This window comes from Plantactinospora sp. ZYX-F-223 (assembly GCF_039649625.1).
Taxonomy (GTDB): domain Bacteria; phylum Actinomycetota; class Actinomycetes; order Mycobacteriales; family Micromonosporaceae; genus Plantactinospora.
In genome coordinates, this window is record NZ_JBDJAV010000015.1 from 1 (window position 1) to 16,745 (window position 16,745).

Below are 16,745 nucleotides of genomic sequence, written 5' to 3' on the forward strand. Positions count from 1 at the left end.
CGATCAGCCGCAGCTTCTCCTCCAGGAACTGCATCATCCGGGTGGGATTGAGCAGCGCCTTGGTCTCCTGGTAGAGGTAGGACTTGTTGGCCGAGCCTCCGCCCTTGGCCATGAAGAGAAACTTGTACGCGTCCGGGTGCCCGTCCGGGTCCTCGGCGTAGATCTCCACCTGGGCCGGCAGGTTGCTGCCGGTGTTCCTCTCTTCCCACATGGTGAGCGGGGCAAGCTGCGAGTACCGCAGGTTGAGCCGGGTGTACGCCTGATAGACCCCCCGGGACACCGCCTCGTCGTCGGACCCGTCCGTCAACACGTGCCGGCCCCGCTTGCCCAGCACGATCGCGGTGCCGGTGTCCTGGCACATCGGCAGTACGCCCCCGGCGGCGATGTTGGCGTTGCGCAGCAGGTCCAGCGCGACGAAGCGGTCGTTCGGCGACGCGGCCGGATCGTCGATGATGGCCCGCAACTGGGCCAGGTGCGCCGGCCGCAGGTAGTGCGAGATGTCGTGCATCGCCTCGGCGGTCAGCGCGGTCAGCGCCGCGGGCTCCACGGTCAGGAAGCGGCGGCCGCCCGGCCCGTGGACCACGTCGACGCCCTCGTCGGTGACCAGTCGGTATTCGGTCTGGTCGGCGCCGACGGGCAACAGGGGGGAGTACGAGAACGGCGCGCCACTGCTCATAGCCGGCAAGCCTAGGCCAGCCGACCGGGGCCGGCCCACCCGCCGGGTCGACCCTGCGACGCCGCTCTCATCCGACCCGCCCCGCCGACCGACCAGCGGGACGCCGGTCAGCCGTCCTTGCCGTTCTCCGGTGGACACTCCGGCTGTTTCGGGCCGCCGCACTCGGTGCCGGGCCCGGGTTCCTGGCCGCCCGGACCGGCGGTCGGCGCCGGGCCGCCGGTCGAGACCCCGGCGAACTGGAGGTACCCGATGTCCCGCCCGTCGCCGATCACCATCCCGGCCGGACCCACCGCGAGCACCTCGGCCGAGGAGCGGACGTTGGCCAGTTCCCGGCCGCTGCGCGGATCGAGCGCGATGATCCGGTTCGGCCGCCGGTCGATCAGCAGGGCGGCGTGCCGGGCCAGCGCGGCGCCGCCCTCCGAGTTGACCGGCCGGGTCCACCGGGCCCGGTCGATGGCGAGTTCGCTGCCCACGACCGAGCGCTGGTCGGCGGAGCGGGAGAGCGCGTACCGGTCGTCGACGGCGAGCAGCTTCTCACCTTTGGGACCCGTCCACAGCACCCGGCCGTCGTACGCGTCGACAACCGTCTCCCGGGCGTCCGGCCCGACGCCGACGAAGACGTTCTCCCCGCCCTGCGGATCCTCCCGCTGCACGCAGCCGGCCCCGTCGGCGGTACGCAGGTTGAGCCCGTCGCGGCGCCACACCTCCTGCCCGGTCACCGGATCCCGGGCCACCACGGTGAAGTAGCAGGTACCGTCGGCGGCCCGGGCCTCGATGCGCAGCATCCGGCCGCCGACCACCACGATCCGGTCCTGCTGCCCCGGCTTCACGTCCTGCATCACCCGGCCGGTGGCGGTGTCCACGATGTGCACCCGGCCGTCGACGGAGAGTCCGAGCAGCGGCGGCATCTCGACCGGGCCGCCGGCCCCCTCGTGGACCTGCCGGGTGGTCAACGGCCGGGTACCCAGGGTGTCGGGGTTGCCGGCCAGTGGCCCGGTCTCCACTCCGGGCAGGAAGGTCGTCCAGCTCGGATTGCTGCCCCGGGGGTCCCAGGCGGTCAGCGTGCAGTCCCGGGGCTCTCGGCAGCGCACGTCGACCAGGGCGTTGCGGTACGTCCAGACGCCGACCGCCGCGCTGTCCTTGCGGCGTACCGCTCCGGTCTCGGGGTCGAGCAGTTCGTAGCCCTTGCTCAGCAGCTTGCCGACGGCGACGACGGCGTCCCGGTCACCACCCGCCACCGCGGCCCAGTCGGCCTTGCGCTCCCACAGCCGCAGCCCGGTCGCGAGGCTGCGGGCCTCGACCCGGGTGCGGTAGCGGATCACCACCGTGTTGCCGGCGATGGTGACGCTCTGCGGCGTCCCGCCGATCCGCTGTTGCCAGACGACGTCCGGCTCGGAGATCGGCTCGTCGCGGTTGACCCAGTCCCAGACCCCGGGGAAGGGATTCCAGACGTTGGTCGCGGCGAGCACGATCACCGCGATCAGCGCGATGGCCAGGGCGGACATGACGCCCGCGCTCCGGGCGCTCCCCTTGGCCATCCGGTTACCGTAAACGAGATCGTCCGGCAAGTGCCGCTAGGACGTTATGTCCGTGTCGTGAATTCCAGCCGTACCGTCCTCAGCTCTCGGATCCGGCGGCGACCTCACACCGGATAGCCAAGGGTCGAGAAGTTGTCGCACACCACGCTGTGCTCGGTCTCCTTGACCCAGAACGAGCAGAGCACCATCGCGAACGCGCCCGGCCGACCGACCGCGGTACCCCGGATCCGCACCGACCACAGATCCGGAAACCCGGGCTCCCGCTTCGCGCCCTCGTAAGGATCCTCCATGCGGGTCAGGATCCACTCGGCGACGACGATCCGAAGGTCTGGTGACGGGTTGTCGCGGTCAGCCCAGGCATCGAAGCGGTCCTCGAAGTCGGCCAACTGCCACAACCCGCGTCCCTCAGGCACTCCGCCCCAGTTGTGCCCGCATCTCCGCTATCCGGGCGCGCAACCGCTCAGGGTCGTCGGCGCGCGGGCTCGGGTTGCGACGTGCTTCGGCGCCCTTGAGGATGGCTCGCACCTCGGCGGCGTCGACTGGGATCTCGTCGTCATTGTCCACCGCGCCGGCGGTGGTGAAGTACTCCCGTATCCACTCCAGTTCGATCCTGGCCGACTCGCCGGGCATCCGGAGGGCGTTGGCGTACTGCCACGGAGTTTCGGAGTGGGTGAGGTGCTCCAGGTCGGTCCCGGTGAGCTTGCCGTAGCGGCTGACGACGTAGCCGACGGTGTTGAGTTCGGCCTCGCCGAGTTCCAGGGGGGAGGCGGGGATGTCGCCGCCGCGTTCGGCTTGCCAGAGGCTGCCGACCACCGGCCCCATGTCCCAGGCCGAGATCGTTTCACGGAACAGGGGCACCCCGAATGCGGCAAGATGGTGCCCTTGGCAGTAGTAGAGAAGTTTGTGCAGTTTCTTCGTCGGTAGACCGGGAACCCGATGGCGGAGAGCCGCGGCTACGTCATGGGCTGACACGGTCATTGCGCCAGCCTACTTTCCTGATCTCGGTCGCGGGGGGCGCCACACGCGCGGGTCGCTCGCACATGCGTACGAGACTGCCAGGCGCCTGTGACAGGACCAGGCACCCCGGCGAATCACCGCGACCTCGACCGACGATCAGGGCATGCGGGGTCGGGCGGAATTCTGGCCGTCGGCGGTTCGGGTGGCGGACTCGGGGCGCAGCCAGCGCCACAGCAGCAGGGTCGCGGCCATCGAGGCGGCCCCGGCGAGCGCCATCACCCGGCCCGGCGCGAGCCACTCGGCGAGCAGCCCGGCCAGCCCGGCGCTCACCCCCTGCACGGTCATCAGTCCGGTGGCCAGCAGCCCGAACGCCTGCCCCCGGCGCTGTTCCGGCACCGCCGCCAGGAACCGCCGGGCCAGCCCGAGCTGGAAGGCGAAGCCGAAGGTGGCCAGCCCGAACAGCGCGACGGCGGCCGCCAGCCCCGGCCCGGCGGCGAAGCCGAGCATCGGCGCGCCGAGCAGCAGCGCCAGCCACGGGGCCAGCCGCTCCCGCCGGGCCGGCGCGACCCACCGCCCGACCACCAGGTCGCCGACCAGCATGCCGAACGCGGACGCCGCGAACAGCACCCCGGCGCTCGCCCCCGGACCGAGGCCGTCGGCGTACGGCACGATCACGCCCTCGGCGCCGACCAGCAGCGAGCCGGGCAGCCAGTGCGCCAGCAGCAGTCCCCGGACCCGCCGGTCGCGCAGCAGCAGCCGGTTGACCCGCCAGGTCTGCCGGACCACCCCGTGGGCGACCGCCCGGTGTGGCCGCTCCGCCACGCCGTACCGGACCAGGAGGGCGGAGACCGCGCAGGTGAGCACGGTCAGCCAGAGCGCGCCGTACGGGCCGACCAGGCCGAGCAGCAGGCCACCGAGGGCGAACCCGAGCACCTGGGTCCCGCCCGCCGCGACGGTGAAGAGCGAGCGCCCGAGCACGTACCCGTCCCCGGCCAGCAACTCCGGCAGCAGCACGTTGCGGGCGGCGGTGCTCACCGGGGCGAGCAGCCCGACCGCGAAGACCAGCCCGAGCATGCCGGCCGGCGGCAGCACCCCGAGCGCGAGCAGCGCGACGGAGGCGAGCCGCAGCAGGTCGTAGCCGACCATCAGGGCCCGGGGCCGCCACCGGTCGGCGAGGGAGAGCAGCAGTACGCCGCCGACCGCGTGCGGCAGGAAGCCGACGACGTACGCCAGGGCGGCGAGCGGCGCCGACCCGGTGCGCTCGTAGAGCAGTACGGCGAGGGCGAGCATCTTCACCGTCTCGCCGACCATGAACACGCTGAAGCCGGCGAAGAGCGCCCGGAACTCGGGTACCGCCAGCACACTGCCGAACGTCGCGGGCCGGTCGCCGGGGCCGGGGGTCCCGGTCCGGAGCGCCGCGTCGCCGGGAGCGGGCGCGCCGGTCCGGGGCGGCCGGCCGTCCGGCCCGGGTTTGCTCGCCCGGTCCTCGGCCGGCCCCGTCGCGGTGCTCACCCGGCCAGCGTGCTCGGCCCCGCCGCACCGCACTAGGGTTTCGGGCAGGAACGAAAGGTGCCGGCAACCCCCAGGTCGACGCGGTGGCCTGGGCAGGCGCACCGGCGGGGCAGCGGCGGAGGGAGGCCCGTCGGTGACCATCCGGATCGAGGTGACCTCGGCGGACGTGGCGGCCAGCCGGTTCGCCATCTCGCCGCTCGGCGAGGCGATGTCGGCGCTGCGGCTCTGCGCCGGCCAGCACCGGTCGGCCGCGCTCTCCCCCTGGGTGGCCCGGGTCCGCGACCGCTACCTGCGGCTGCGGCGGGACTCGCCGGCGGTCGGTGCGCTGCTGGCACTGCTGCGCCGGGGCGGCTACAACGCCGACTTCGTGCAGCCGCCGCCGTCGGGGGTCGGGCTGACCTTCGCTGACGAGTTGGCCGCGATCCGGGCCACCCCGCTGGAGCAGGCCCGCGAGGAGTTGGCCCGCAACCTGGTCGGGCACCGGACCCCGCCGGAGTACGCGCGGCGGATCTTCGAGGCACCGGACGTGGTGGACCGGATCGCCGACGGGATCGAGGCGGCCTGGACCGCGCTGGTGGCGCCGGACTGGACACGGCTGCGGGCGGTGCTGGAACGGGACCTGGTGCACCGGGCCGGTCAGCTCGGCACGTACGGCTGGGCCACCGCGCTCGCCGACCTCGACCCCCGGCTGCGCTGGATCTCGGACGGTGCGAACGGGGTGATCGAGGTCGACTGCTCCGGCCAGGGCAGCCGGGAGCTGGCCGGCCGAGGGCTGCTCTTCGTACCCACCGCCTTCGGCCCGCTGATCAGCTACACCGAGCCGCCCTGGCCGTACGCGATCGTCTACCCCGCCCGGGGCGTGGCCGACCTGCTCGGCCCGCCCCCGCCCGGCCGTACCCCGGACGCGGTGGACCGGCTGGTCGGCGCCTCCCGGGCGGCGGTGCTGCGGGCCCTGGCCGTCCCCGCCACGACCAGTCAACTCGTCGCCCAGCTCGGCACCGGGCTGGGCAGCGTAGGCGGGCACCTGGCGGTGCTCCGGGACGCCGGGCTGGTCAGCCGGACCCGGCTCGGCCGGTCGGTCCGCTACGAGCGCACCGCGCTCGGCGACGCGCTCGCCGGCGACGCTCCGCCCTCCGGCGCGGCCTCCACGGCCGAGCGGAGCAGCGGCAGCACCCGGTAGGGAATCTTCTCCGCCAGCGCGATGATGCTGGACGCCCGGGCGATCTGCTCGTGCGAGACGATCTGGTCGAGTACCCGTTGCAGGTCGGCGTTGGACCGGGCGACGATCCGGCAGAGCATGTCGCCGGAGCCGGTGATGGTGTGCACCTCCAGCACCTCGGGGATGCCGTGCAGGTGTGCGGTCACCGGGTCGTGGCCGGGCCGCTGGTGGATCTCCAGCGTGACGAAGGAGGTCACCGCGAAGCCGATCGCCGCCGGGTCGAGCTGCGGACCGAGACCTGCGATCACGCCCCGGGCGAGCAGCTTGTCCAGCCGGGCCTGCACCGTGCCCCGGGCCACCTGGAGCCGGCGGGAGCACTCCAGGACGCCGATCCGGGGTTCGGCGGCGAGCAGGTCGATCAGGCGGACGTCGAGCTGATCGAGCTGCACATCTTGCACAGTACTCACGGTCGTTGACCATACTAAATGCACAACCTGCTCAGCATTTCGCGGTTCGGTTGCCCAGTCGGCGCCCGAGCGGGATGCTCCGGGAAAGACCGGCCGGGCCGCCGGCCGGTCGGGCACCCCAGGGAGGCAGGACGATGACCAGCGCACTCCACCAGCCGTCCACCGCCGGCTCGGCTCTGGACCTCGACGTTGACGTCGACCGGCTCGTCGGGGCCGTCGCGCACGACGACGGCACCGACCCCTTCCCGGTGCAGGGCATCGACCACATCCGGTTCATGGTCGGCAACGCGAAGCAGACCGCGCACTACTACTCGACGGCGTTCGGGATGACCCGGGTGGCGTACCGGGGGCCGGAGCAGGGCCACCGGGAGCACGCCGAGTACGTGCTGACCAGCGGCTCGGCCCGGTTCGTCTTCACCGGCGCGGTCCGCCCGGACGCCCCGGACGCCGACCACGTGGCCCGGCACGGCGACGGCGTACTCGACATCGCGCTGGCGGTGCCGGACGTGGACGCGGCGTACGCGCACGCGATGGCACAGGGCGCCACCGGCCTGGCCGCTCCGTACGACGTCACCGACTCCCACGGCACGGTCCGGATCGCCACCATCGCCACCTACGGCGACACCCGGCACTCCCTGGTCGACCGGTCGCGCTACCACGGCCCCTTCCTGCCCGGCTTCGTCGCGCAGGGCCCGATCGTGGACCGGCAGCCGATGATCGACGCTGGCGTGCAGCCGAAGCGGTTCTTCCAGGCCGTCGACCATGTCGTCGGCAACGTGGAACTGGGCCGGATGGACGAGTGGGTGGAGTTCTACCGCCGGGTCATGGGCTTCACCAACATGGCCGAGTTCATCGGCGACGACATCGCCACCGACTACTCGGCGCTGATGTCGAAGGTGGTGGCGAACGGCACCCGCAAGGTCAAGTTCCCGCTCAACGAGCCGGCGGTGGCTCGCCGCAAGTCACAGATCGACGAGTACCTGGAGTTCTACGGCGGGCCGGGCGCCCAGCACATCGCGCTGGCCACCAACGACATCCTGGCCAGCGTCGACGCGATGCGGGCGGCCGGCGTCGAGTTCCTGGACACCCCGGACTCGTACTACGACGACCCGGAACTGCGGGCCCGGATCGGCCAGGTGCGCGCCCCGATCGAGGAGCTGAAGGCCCGGAAGATCCTGGTCGACCGGGACGAGGACGGCTACCTGTTGCAGATCTTCACCAAGCCGGTGCAGGACCGGCCGACGGTCTTCTTCGAGTTGATCGAGCGACACGGATCCCTCGGTTTCGGCAAGGGCAACTTCAAGGCGCTCTTCGAGGCCATCGAGCGGGAGCAAGAGGCGCGCGGAAACCTGTAACACTGTCCTGCGTGACCCAGCAACCTCCAGCCATGCCGCCGCCGTCCGGAGAGGGTCGGCCGCCGTCCGGGCCGCCGTCCGGCGGGTTCGTGCCGCAGCCCCGCCAGCCCGGTTACGGCCCGTCGGGGTACCCGCCGGGCCGGCCGGGCTACGGTCCGATGCCCGGTTATCCGGTGCCGCCACCGCCGGTCAGCCCGTCCGGCCAGCCACTCGCCTCGTTCAGCGACCGGCTGCTGGCGTACCTGATCGACGCGGCGATCCTCGGCGGGACGGTGCTGGTGCTCGCCATCCCGGCGTTTGTCGTCTTCTTCTCGACGGTGGGCGCGGACTTCTTCACCGTCCCCGATCCGGACGGTCCCGTCGTCGAGCCGGACCCGTTCGGCTTCCTGGTGCCGTTCCTGCTGCTGGAGGCCGCCCTGCTCGTGGTCGGGTTCGCCCTGCAATACCTCTACCAGGTGGAGATGCCGAGGCGGACCGGGCAGACCGTCGGCAAGCGGGTGATGAAAATCAAGATCGTCCCGCTGGACCCGGCCGGCTCGATCGGCCGGGCTCCCCTCGCCCGGCGCTTCCTGGTGCAGGCGGGCAGCGGCCTGGTTCCCGGTCTGGGCTACGTCGACGGGCTCTGGCAGCTCTGGGACAAGCCGTACCAGCAGTGCCTCCACGACAAGTTCGCCAGGACCGTGGTGGTTAAGGTTCCAGCGTGAACGTCAGGACTCAACCAAGGTCGTTCCGGTGACGGTGCAGCCGGGCTGGTACGCCGACCCTGCCGAGCCGACGACCCAGCGGTACTGGGACGGCGAGGGCTGGGTGGGCGCGCCGCTGCCCGTGGACGCCACACCGCCGCCCGGCCCGCCGCCGGCCGAGGAGCCCGAGCCGGCACCCGCACCGTCCAGCGGTGCCGGTGCCCCGCCCGGGGCGCCGGGTTCCCCCGCCGCGCCCGGCTCACCGGCGACACCGGCTCCGCCCGGCGCGCCCGGTGGACCGGCCGCACCGTGGGGCGGACCGCCCTGGGGTGGGCCACCGTCGGGTGGGCCGCCGGTCGGCGCTCCGCCGGGCGGGACGCCGCCGGTCAGTGGCGCACCACCGGGCGGACCGCCGGCCTCCGGTCCGCCGGCCCCGCCCGGTTGGCCCGGCGCCGGCCCGGCGGGTCAGCCGTACGGGCCGCCGCCCGGGATGCCGCCGTACGGGCAGCCGCCGCCAGGCTGGCCGCACCCGTACTGGGCCGCGCCACCGCCCCGACCGCACGGGCTGGAACTGGCGCCGCTCGGTGCCCGGGTGGTCGCCCGGCTGATCGACATCGGCTTGGTGCTGCTGCTCAACGTGGTGGTGAACGGCTGGTTCGTCTGGCGGTTCGTGCAGGAGATCGAGCCGGTCGGCCGGGAGATCTGGCGGCGTGCCCTGGCCGGCGAGTCGACCACCGAGGGCCTGCCGCAGGCCAGCGCCCAGGCCGACGGGTTGCAGGTGGTCATCCTGCTGATCGCCGTCGCGCTCTGGTTCGCCTACGAGGTGCCGTCGGTGGCCAACACCGGGCAGACCTTCGGCAAGCGGGTGATGGGGATCAAGGTCGTACCGCTGGCCGAGACCGAGCAGTTGGGCTTCGGCCGCTCGTTCCGGCGGTTCAACATGCTCGGCCTGCCGGTCTTCCTCTGGAGTTGCTGCGGCATCGGCTTCCTGATCCAGCTCGTCGACTGCGCGCTCCCGCTCTTCGACCGGCCGCTACGGCAGGCCCTGCACGACAAGCGGGGCCAGACCGTGGTGGTCCGGCTCGCTTCACCGGCCGAGCACACCGGCACCCCGAACGATCGCTCTGGAGGCCCCGCGTCATGACCGGTCCGACCAGTTCCACCCCCGGCCCCGACCGGCGGCCCGGGGCTCCCCGGCTGACCCGCGCCGATCTCGACGCGCTGCCGAACTACGTGCCCGGGCGCAGCCCCGCCGACCTGGCCCGGGAGCTGGGCCTGCCGGAGGCGATCAAGCTGGCCAGCAACGAGGTGCCGTACGGGCCGCTGCCCGGGGTGGTCGAGGCGGTCGCCGAGGCGGTCGCCGGCGCACACCGGTACCCGGACATGGGCGTACTGGCGCTGCGGGCGGCACTCGCCGAACGGCACGGCGTCGACCCGGACCGGATCGCCACCGGCTGCGGGTCGGTGGCGCTGGCCGAACACCTGGTCCGGGCGACCTGCCTGCCCGGGGACGAGGTGGTGTACTCGTGGCGCTCCTTCGAGGCGTACCCGATCATCGCGGCGACCAGCGGCGCGACCAGCGTGCGGGTGCCCAACGACGCCGGCCACGGGCACGACCTGACGGCGATGGCGGCGGCGGTGACCGACCGGACCCGGCTGATCCTGGTCTGCAACCCGAACAACCCGACCGGGACCAGCCTGCGCCGCTCGGAGCTGGACCGGTTCCTCGGCTCGGTGCCGGACGACGTGCTGGTGGTGCTCGACGAGGCGTACCGGGAGTTCGTCACCGACCCCGAGGTGCCGGACGGCCTCGCGGCCTACGGCGACCGGCCGAACGTGGTGGTGCTGCGCACCTTCTCCAAGGCGTGGGGGCTGGCCGGGCTGCGGATCGGCTTCCTGGTCGGCCAGCCCGAGGTGGCCGCGGCGGTACGCAAGGTGGTCACCCCGTTCTCCACCAGCCTGGCCGCCCAGGCGGGGGCGCTGGCCGCGCTCACCCAGGCCGACGAGGTACGGCGGCGCTGCGCGCTGGTGGTCACCGAGCGGGACCGGGTCACCGAGGCGCTGCGCAAGCGGCTGCCGGCCGGGCCGACCGCGACGGTGCCGGACAGCCAGGCGAACTTCGTCTGGTTGCCGCTGGGCGACCGGTCGGTGCCGTTCGCGCAGGCGTGCGAGGCACGCGGGATCATCGTCCGCCCCTTCGCCGGCGAGGGCGTACGCGTCACCATCGGCACCCCCGCGGAGAACGACGCCTTCCTGGCGGTCGCCGACCAGCTCGGCGGTCAGCAGTAACACGAGCAGATTGCCGATTCCGGTGTCGGGCCGGGTCAGGTGCCGGCCAGGATGACCGGCTGGGCGGCCAGGTAGTAGCGGTCGTCCCCGGCGGCCGGATCCACCGGCTCGGCGAGCCGCTCCACCGCCAGGAAGCCGCCGGCGGCGTACGCGAACCCGGGCGACCAGGTGGTCGAGTCCCGCCCGTACGTGAACGGGAACCGGGACCGTTCCGCGCCGGTGGCGGCGTCCAGGGTGACCAGGTCACCTCCGGCGGTACGCAGGTGCACCCGGCCCGGTTGGGCGGCGATCAGCCGGGACTGCCCGGCCTCGGACCAGCGCCAGAGTTCGGCGCCGGTCCGCACCGACCGGCCCACCAGCCCGGTCCCGCCCGGGGCCACCGCGACCTCACCGACCAGTACCGCCTCGGGCGCGTCCAGGGCCGGGGCCGGCACCGGGCGGGTCCCGTCGACCAGCCAGCCCCGGGTCACACCGCCGCTGACCGTCCGCAGGGCCCGGCAGCCGGACCGGCCGGCCACGCAGCCGACCGGGCTGACCCGGACCGGCCGCCCGGAGTCGTCGGGCCGCCAGCGCCCGGCGAGGGCGCCGGTGGCCACGTCGTAGAACTCCACCCCGCCCGACCCGGCACAGCCGTCGAGGACGGCCAAGAACCCGTCGGTGGTGGTCAGCCCCTGACCCGCCCCGGCGGCGGTCTCGTCGTCCGGGCCACGGTCGGAGCAGGTCGGAACGGTGCTGAGGCGCCACAGTTCCCGGCCGGAGTCGAGGTCGATCCCGCGCCGGTCAGCGGCCTCGCCGACCACCAGTACCGGGCGGCCGGTCGAGGAGCGGGCGGTGTGGAGGCCGGTCGGGGCGTAGACGGTGGCGGCCCCGGTGCGCCGGCCGAGATAGTCGTGCCCGGGGCGTGGTCCGGTGGCCCGCCAGCGGACCGTGCCGGTACGGGCGTCCAGCGCCACCAACTCGCCGTCCGACCAGCGGGTCACCACCGTGCCACCCTCGGCCACCAGCCCCGCCACCTGCGCGGGCCAGCGCCGGTACGACCAGTACGGCGTGCGCCGGGTCGGTGCGTCGACCGGCCGGTCGGCCCGGACCTGCCGGGTGGTGGCGTAGACCCGGATCCGGTCGTCGACGATCAGCGGTGCCGCGTTCAGGGTGCCGACCACGCCGGGCCGGGCGGTCACCGGGGCCGGATAGTCGGCCCGGGCCGGCGTGCTCACCTCGGCGGGCGCCAGCACCCGGTAGACGATCACGGCGGACCCGACCGCGAGCAGCACCGCCACCGCGATGGCGACCGCCGTCCGCGGCCAGTTCCGCGCGCCGTTCGGCGTTGCCATGCCCGGACACCTCCGCCGGAACCCTATCGACCGCCGGGCGGCCGCCGCCGGGCAGGTGCGCGATCGGTACCCGGCGGGCGCGCTCGGTCAGGCGGCGACGGCCGGGCCGCTCGGGCCGGTGGCGGTGGCGGTGGCCAGGTCGGCGAGGTCCCGGCGCAGCGCACCCTCGCCGGCCCGCGCGGCGAGCCCGCCGAAGACCACGGCCAGCAGCCGGCCGTACCGGGCGGTGGGCACACCCTCGTGGCTGACGGTCACCACGGTCCGGCCCCGACCCGGTCGCCGCGCCGGCACCGGAACGAAGGTGTACGTCGTCAGGTAGTCGACGCCGTTGCCCGACGAGCTGACGACGAGTCGCCGGGGCGGTAGCGCCTCCTGGACCGCGAACTCCTCGACCATCACGGTGCCGTCCGGCCCGGTCCGGCTCTCCCGCCAGACGGTGCCGACCCCGAGGCCGGTGGCCGATCCTTCGCGGTCGGTATCCGATCCTTCGCGGCTGGTGTTCGATCCGCCGCCGGATCCGGACGGCGCGGCGGCCTGGCCCGGTGCCGGTGCGCTGGCCGGATTCAGCACCTCGACCTCGTCGACCTGGCAGAGCCATCGGGGGCGGGCGGGCAGGTCGGTGAAGACCCGCCACAGCTCGTCGGCGGGTGCCTCGATCAGTCGGCTGAACGCCACCGTCGACATTGGGCACCTCCCCGACACCACGGTACGGCGCGGGAGGGGCCGATCACAGTCCGGACCGCCGCAGAGTGATCAGAACGTGACAGCGCGACGTATGAACGGACGCGCGCTCGACGCACCGCCCGCGCTCCGCCCCGGACCATGCCTCCGGACGAGACTGTCGAGCTGCCCCGCCGGTGCACCCACCGACAACACCGTCCCGCGACGATGGCGGTCCGGCCGCACGTCATCCGGGTCGGCGCCCCGTCCGTGCGCCCAGCTCGACAGGGAGCGAATCAGATCTCGGCGCCCCGGTGCCGGACCGGGGCGAGGGTTCCCCGTGACCGCGCGGTCCCGACCGTGCTCGGAACCGCGCGGTTCAATCAGCTCCCGAACGCGCCCGTCCTGGTCGCCGCCACGAACGCCGCCCAACTGGCCGGCTCGAACGACAGCACCGGGTCGGGGTCCTTCGAGTCCCGCACGCCGACCACGCCGGGTAGGTTGTCGGCCACCTCGATGCAGAGTCCCTGGTCGTTGGAACGGCTGCTCTTGCGCCAGCAAGCAACTTCCGCGTTGAACATCTTTGTACCCTTTCAAGGCTTATCAGACTTGATGACGGGTTTGTCCCCGCCCGGGTAAGTCAACGCGCGATGAGCAATCCTGTTACTCGTCCCGACCGGTCAATCGCACACTCCGTCCGACCGGCTGTGCGGGACCCGGCTGAACGCCGACCGGACACCGGCTGTGCGGACGCCGGGCCTCAGTCGGGGCGGGCCGGGGCGATCGTCCCGACGACCTCGCCCAGGCCGACGGTGCTGCCGCCCGGCCCCGGCGCGGTGGCGCCGATGCTGACCGTGTCACCGTCGGACAGGAACGTCCGGGTCGAGCCGTCGGAGAGCGTCACCGGCTCGGCCCCGCCCCAGGTCAGTTCGAGGAACGAGCCGACCTGCTGCCGGCGGGGGCCGGAGACCGTGCCGGAGGCGTAGAGATCGCCGGTACGCAGCGCCGCCCCGTTCACCGTCAGGTGCGCGAGCTGCTGGGCCGGCGTCCAGTACATCCCGGCGAACGGCGGCTCGCTGACCCGGGTGCCGTTCCAGTCCACCGTCAGCCGCAGGTCCAGCCCGAGGTGCGGTACGTCCCGCAGGTAGTCCAGCACCGCCGGCTCCTGCGCCGGGGCCGGTACCCAGGCGGCGGCCAGCGCCTCCAGCGGTACCACCCAGGGCGAGACCGAGGTGCAGAACGACTTGCCGAGGAACGGCCCGAGCGGCTGGTACTCCCAGGCCTGGATGTCCCGGGCCGACCAGTCGTTGAGCAGCACCACCCCGAAGACGTGCGCGGCGAAGTCGTCCACCCCGACCCGCTCGCCCAGCGGCGACGGTACGCCGACCACGAAGCCGACCTCGGCCTCGATGTCCAGCCGGGTCGACGGCCCGTACACCGGCCCGTCCGGGGTGCCGCGCTGCCCTGTCGGGCGGACCACCGGGGTACCGGAGACCACCACCGTGCCGGCCCGGCCGTGGTAGCCGACCGGCAGGTGCCGCCAGTTGGGCAGCAGCGCCCGCCCGTCCGGCCGGAAGATCTTCCCGACGTTGCTGGCGTGGTGCTCCGAGGAATAGAAGTCGACGTAGTCGGCGACCTCGAATGGCAGCACCAGCTCCACCCGGTCGAGCGGGACCAGCAGCGGGGTCACGGCCGCCCGGTGCCGCTCGTCGGTCAGCAGTTCCACGATCCTGGTCCGGACGGTGCTCCACTGTGCCCGGCCGAGCGTCAGGAACGCGTTCAGGGTCGGCTGCCGCAGCGCGCCGCCGGCCAAGACCAGCCCGGCCGCCTCCGCGCCGTCGAGGTCGAGGACGAGATCCCCGACCCGTACGCCGATCCGGGGCGCCCGCCCCGCTGACCGGAAGACCCCGTACGGCAGGTTGTGCACCCCGTACGCCGATCCCGCCGCCTCCGCCACCCAGGTCACGCGTGCTCCCCAACTGTCACGGCTCGAAGCCTCCATTCACCAGTCCCAGCCGGACCAGGTCGATCAGCGGTTCCAGCACGCTGCACGAGCCGAACCCGATCCAGAGCGGACGGTGCTGCTCCCGCCGGGACCGGGCCGCCTCGACCAGCGGCAGCGGGTCGGTCGCGGCCAGCGTCTCGGCCACCTCGGCCACCTCGGCGCCGGCGCAGGCCACGGCGGTGCCGGCCAGGATGTTGACGAAGCCGTGGTGGGTGAAGCCGGTCTCCGGATCGATGTGCCGGATCGCGTGGTGCAGCCCGGCGGTGAGCTTGAACGGCAGTTCCCGGTCCCGGCAGGCGCCGATCACCGCGGCCAGCTCGACCGGGGTGGGGAAGAGTTCGGCGGCCAGCCCGCCGGTGCGGAACTTGGCCGCGATCCGCTTGCCGCCGGCCCGTTCGTCGGCGAGCCGGTCGAGCGCGCCGAGCAACCCCCAGGTGAGCGGGATCTCGGCGTAGACGTCGGCGTCGTCCAGGTGGGCGGGGAGCCGGGCGAGGGCGGCGAGCCCGGGCAGCGGGTCCTCGCCCCGCTTGGCCACCGCCATCTCAACCTGCCGGATCCGGATCCGGGGGTCGGTCTGCTCGCGCAGCGCGTACAGCTCTGGCACGGGTACGTCGCCGATCACGCCGACGTCGATCCGCTCGTCGTCGCCGAGCAGGGCCGGCAGCTCGGGTAGGGCCGAGGCGGGCAGCAGCAGGGGGCCGACCAATGGGGCGTACCAGGCACCCCGGTGCCGGCGGTGCGCGGCGACCGCCTCGGGCAGCGTGGCGCTGCCGGGCGGGAAGACGGCGGCGTCGTCGACCAGCCCGGCGAAGAGCCGGGGTAGCTGCGTTGACACGAACAGAGAACTTACGGGACGCTACGACTAGCGGACAACACCGTCCGATTATCGGACGTTTTCGGCCGGTGACTGGGACAAAAGGGAGGCGATCATGCCGTACTACCGCAGCGTCGGCGAGGTTCCCCGGAAGCGCCACACCCAGTTCCGGCAGCCCGACGGCAGCCTCTACGCCGAGGAGCTGATGGGGCAGGAGGGCTTCTCCTCCGACTCGTCACTGCTCTACCACCGCTATCTGCCGACCGCGATCGTCGCCGCCGAGGAGTTCACCCCGCCGGCCTGGCAGCGGGTGCCGAACCTACCACTCAAGCCTCGCCACCTGCGTACCCACAAGCTCGACGGCGGAGCCGGCACCGACGCGATCCTCGGCCGGCAGCACCTGCTGGCCAACGACGACGTCCGGATCTCGTACGTCGTCGCCGACCAGCCCTCCCCGCTCTACCGCAACGCGGTCGGCGACGAGTGCCTCTACGTCGAGTCGGGCGCCGCCCGGGTCGAGTCCAGCTTCGGCGTCCTCGGGGTGACCGCCGGCGACTACGTGATCATCCCGACCTCGGTGGTGTACCGGATCGTGCCGGTCGCCCCCGAACCGCTGCGGATGCTCGCCATCTCCGCGTCCGGGCACATCGGCCCGCCCAAGCGCTACCTCTCGGTACGCGGCCAGTTCCTCGAACACTCCCCCTACTGCGAGCGGGACGTACGCGGCCCGGAGGCGCCGCTGCTGGTCGAGGAGACCGACGTCGAGGTGTACGTCCAGCACCGCCGGGGCTGGACCCGGCACGTCTACGCCAACCACCCGTTCGACGTGGTCGGCTGGGACGGCCACCTCTACCCGTGGGCGTTCTCCATCCACGACTTCGAGCCGATCACCGGCCGGCTCCACCAGCCCCCGCCGGTGCACCAGACCTTCCAGGGCCCGAACTTCGTGATCTGCTCCTTCGTGCCCCGCAAGGTCGACTACCACCCGCTGGCGATCCCGGTGCCGTACAACCACCACAACGTCGACTCCGACGAGATGCTCTTCTACACCGGCGGCAACTACGAGGCGCGGCGCGGCTCCGGGATCGAGCAGGGCTCCATCTCGCTGCACCCGGCCGGTTTCACCCACGGCCCGCAGCCCGGCGCCCCGGAGCGGGCGATCGGGGCGGAGAGCTTCGACGAGCTGGCCGTCATGGTCGACACCTTCCGCCCACTCGACCTCTGCGGTCCGGCACTGTCCTGCGAGGACACCGGGTACGCCTGGACCTGGTCCGGCCGGACCACCGGCTGAGCCCACCC

17 protein-coding genes are annotated in these 16,745 nt (G+C 73.2%); 6 read left to right on the top strand and 11 right to left on the bottom strand.

The annotated features are described in order from the left end of the window. The 5 genes from AAH979_RS16670 to AAH979_RS16690 all read right to left on the bottom strand — a co-directional run. A partial coding sequence (locus AAH979_RS16670) for a fumarate hydratase (RefSeq protein WP_346259023.1) occupies positions 1-676 on the bottom strand: 676 nt, incomplete at its 3' end. Positions 677-783: 107 nt separating this feature from the next. Next, positions 784-2,214, bottom strand: coding sequence for a PQQ-binding-like beta-propeller repeat protein (locus AAH979_RS16675; protein ID WP_346259024.1), 1,431 nt, complete (start codon positions 2,212-2,214; stop codon positions 784-786). Between the two features lie 104 nt (positions 2,215-2,318). Next, entirely contained in the window at positions 2,319-2,627 is a 309-nt protein-coding gene (locus AAH979_RS16680) for a hypothetical protein (RefSeq protein WP_346259025.1), read from the bottom strand. Next, entirely contained in the window at positions 2,620-3,192 is a 573-nt protein-coding gene (locus AAH979_RS16685; RefSeq protein ID WP_346259026.1) for a Panacea domain-containing protein, read from the bottom strand. The genes AAH979_RS16680 and AAH979_RS16685 overlap by 8 nt, the downstream gene beginning before the upstream one ends. Before the next feature lie 135 nt (positions 3,193-3,327). After that, on the bottom strand, positions 3,328-4,533 hold the full coding sequence (locus AAH979_RS16690; RefSeq protein ID WP_346259158.1) for an MFS transporter: 1,206 nt from the start codon (positions 4,531-4,533) through the stop codon (positions 3,328-3,330). Positions 4,534-4,822: 289 nt separating this feature from the next. Between AAH979_RS16690 and AAH979_RS16695 the strand changes: the two genes are divergently transcribed. Next, a complete protein-coding gene (locus AAH979_RS16695) occupies positions 4,823-5,863 on the top strand; it encodes a DUF5937 family protein (protein ID WP_346259159.1) in 1,041 nt (346 codons plus the stop codon). Here AAH979_RS16695 and AAH979_RS16700 read toward each other — a convergent pair. Further along, a complete protein-coding gene (locus AAH979_RS16700; RefSeq protein WP_346259027.1) occupies positions 5,767-6,309 on the bottom strand; it encodes an Lrp/AsnC family transcriptional regulator in 543 nt (180 codons plus the stop codon). The two genes, AAH979_RS16695 and AAH979_RS16700, sit on opposite strands and share 97 nt — an antisense overlap. Positions 6,310-6,443: 134 nt before the next feature. On the opposite strand from AAH979_RS16700, the gene hppD reads away from it, so the two are divergent. The 4 genes from hppD to hisC are packed head-to-tail and all read left to right on the top strand — an operon-like array spanning position 6,444 to position 10,636. Continuing rightward, positions 6,444-7,664, top strand: coding sequence for a 4-hydroxyphenylpyruvate dioxygenase (gene hppD, locus AAH979_RS16705; RefSeq protein ID WP_346259028.1), 1,221 nt, complete (start codon positions 6,444-6,446; stop codon positions 7,662-7,664). Between the two features lie 11 nt (positions 7,665-7,675). Beyond that, positions 7,676-8,368 (top strand): RDD family protein, encoded by a 693-nt coding sequence (locus AAH979_RS16710; RefSeq protein WP_346259029.1) that lies wholly within the window; start codon positions 7,676-7,678, stop codon positions 8,366-8,368. A gap of 28 nt (positions 8,369-8,396) precedes the next feature. Next, positions 8,397-9,491 (top strand): RDD family protein, encoded by a 1,095-nt coding sequence (locus AAH979_RS16715; RefSeq protein ID WP_346259030.1) that lies wholly within the window; start codon positions 8,397-8,399, stop codon positions 9,489-9,491. Then, positions 9,488-10,636 carry a histidinol-phosphate transaminase gene (hisC, locus tag AAH979_RS16720; protein ID WP_346259031.1) on the top strand — a complete coding sequence of 383 codons (1,149 nt, stop codon included), beginning with the start codon at positions 9,488-9,490 and terminating at the stop codon, positions 10,634-10,636. Before AAH979_RS16715 ends, hisC begins: the two co-directional genes overlap by 4 nt. Positions 10,637-10,671: 35 nt before the next feature. Here the strand turns inward: hisC and AAH979_RS16725 are convergent, their stop codons facing one another. From AAH979_RS16725 to AAH979_RS16745, 5 genes are all read right to left on the bottom strand, one after another. Then, positions 10,672-11,967, bottom strand: a complete 1,296-nt coding sequence (locus AAH979_RS16725) for a PQQ-binding-like beta-propeller repeat protein (RefSeq protein ID WP_346259032.1) — start codon at positions 11,965-11,967, stop codon at positions 10,672-10,674. Between the two features lie 87 nt (positions 11,968-12,054). Then, positions 12,055-12,651: an SRPBCC family protein gene (locus tag AAH979_RS16730; RefSeq protein ID WP_346259033.1), complete on the bottom strand. Its 597-nt coding sequence runs from the start codon at positions 12,649-12,651 to the stop codon at positions 12,055-12,057. 359 nt (positions 12,652-13,010) lie between these two features. Further along, positions 13,011-13,208: a DUF397 domain-containing protein gene (locus tag AAH979_RS16735; protein WP_346259034.1), complete on the bottom strand. Its 198-nt coding sequence runs from the start codon at positions 13,206-13,208 to the stop codon at positions 13,011-13,013. Positions 13,209-13,387: 179 nt separating this feature from the next. Further along, the gene (gene fahA / locus AAH979_RS16740; RefSeq protein ID WP_346259035.1) at positions 13,388-14,593 is read right to left on the bottom strand and encodes a fumarylacetoacetase; all 1,206 of its coding nucleotides are present in this window, start codon (positions 14,591-14,593) and stop codon (positions 13,388-13,390) included. A 16-nt stretch (positions 14,594-14,609) separates the two neighbouring features. Next, on the bottom strand, positions 14,610-15,467 hold the full coding sequence (locus AAH979_RS16745; protein WP_346259036.1) for a hypothetical protein: 858 nt from the start codon (positions 15,465-15,467) through the stop codon (positions 14,610-14,612). A gap of 94 nt (positions 15,468-15,561) precedes the next feature. Between AAH979_RS16745 and AAH979_RS16750 the strand changes: the two genes are divergently transcribed. Next, positions 15,562-16,737 (top strand): homogentisate 1,2-dioxygenase domain-containing protein, encoded by a 1,176-nt coding sequence (locus tag AAH979_RS16750; RefSeq protein WP_346259037.1) that lies wholly within the window; start codon positions 15,562-15,564, stop codon positions 16,735-16,737. Positions 16,738-16,745: the final 8 nt, after the last annotated feature.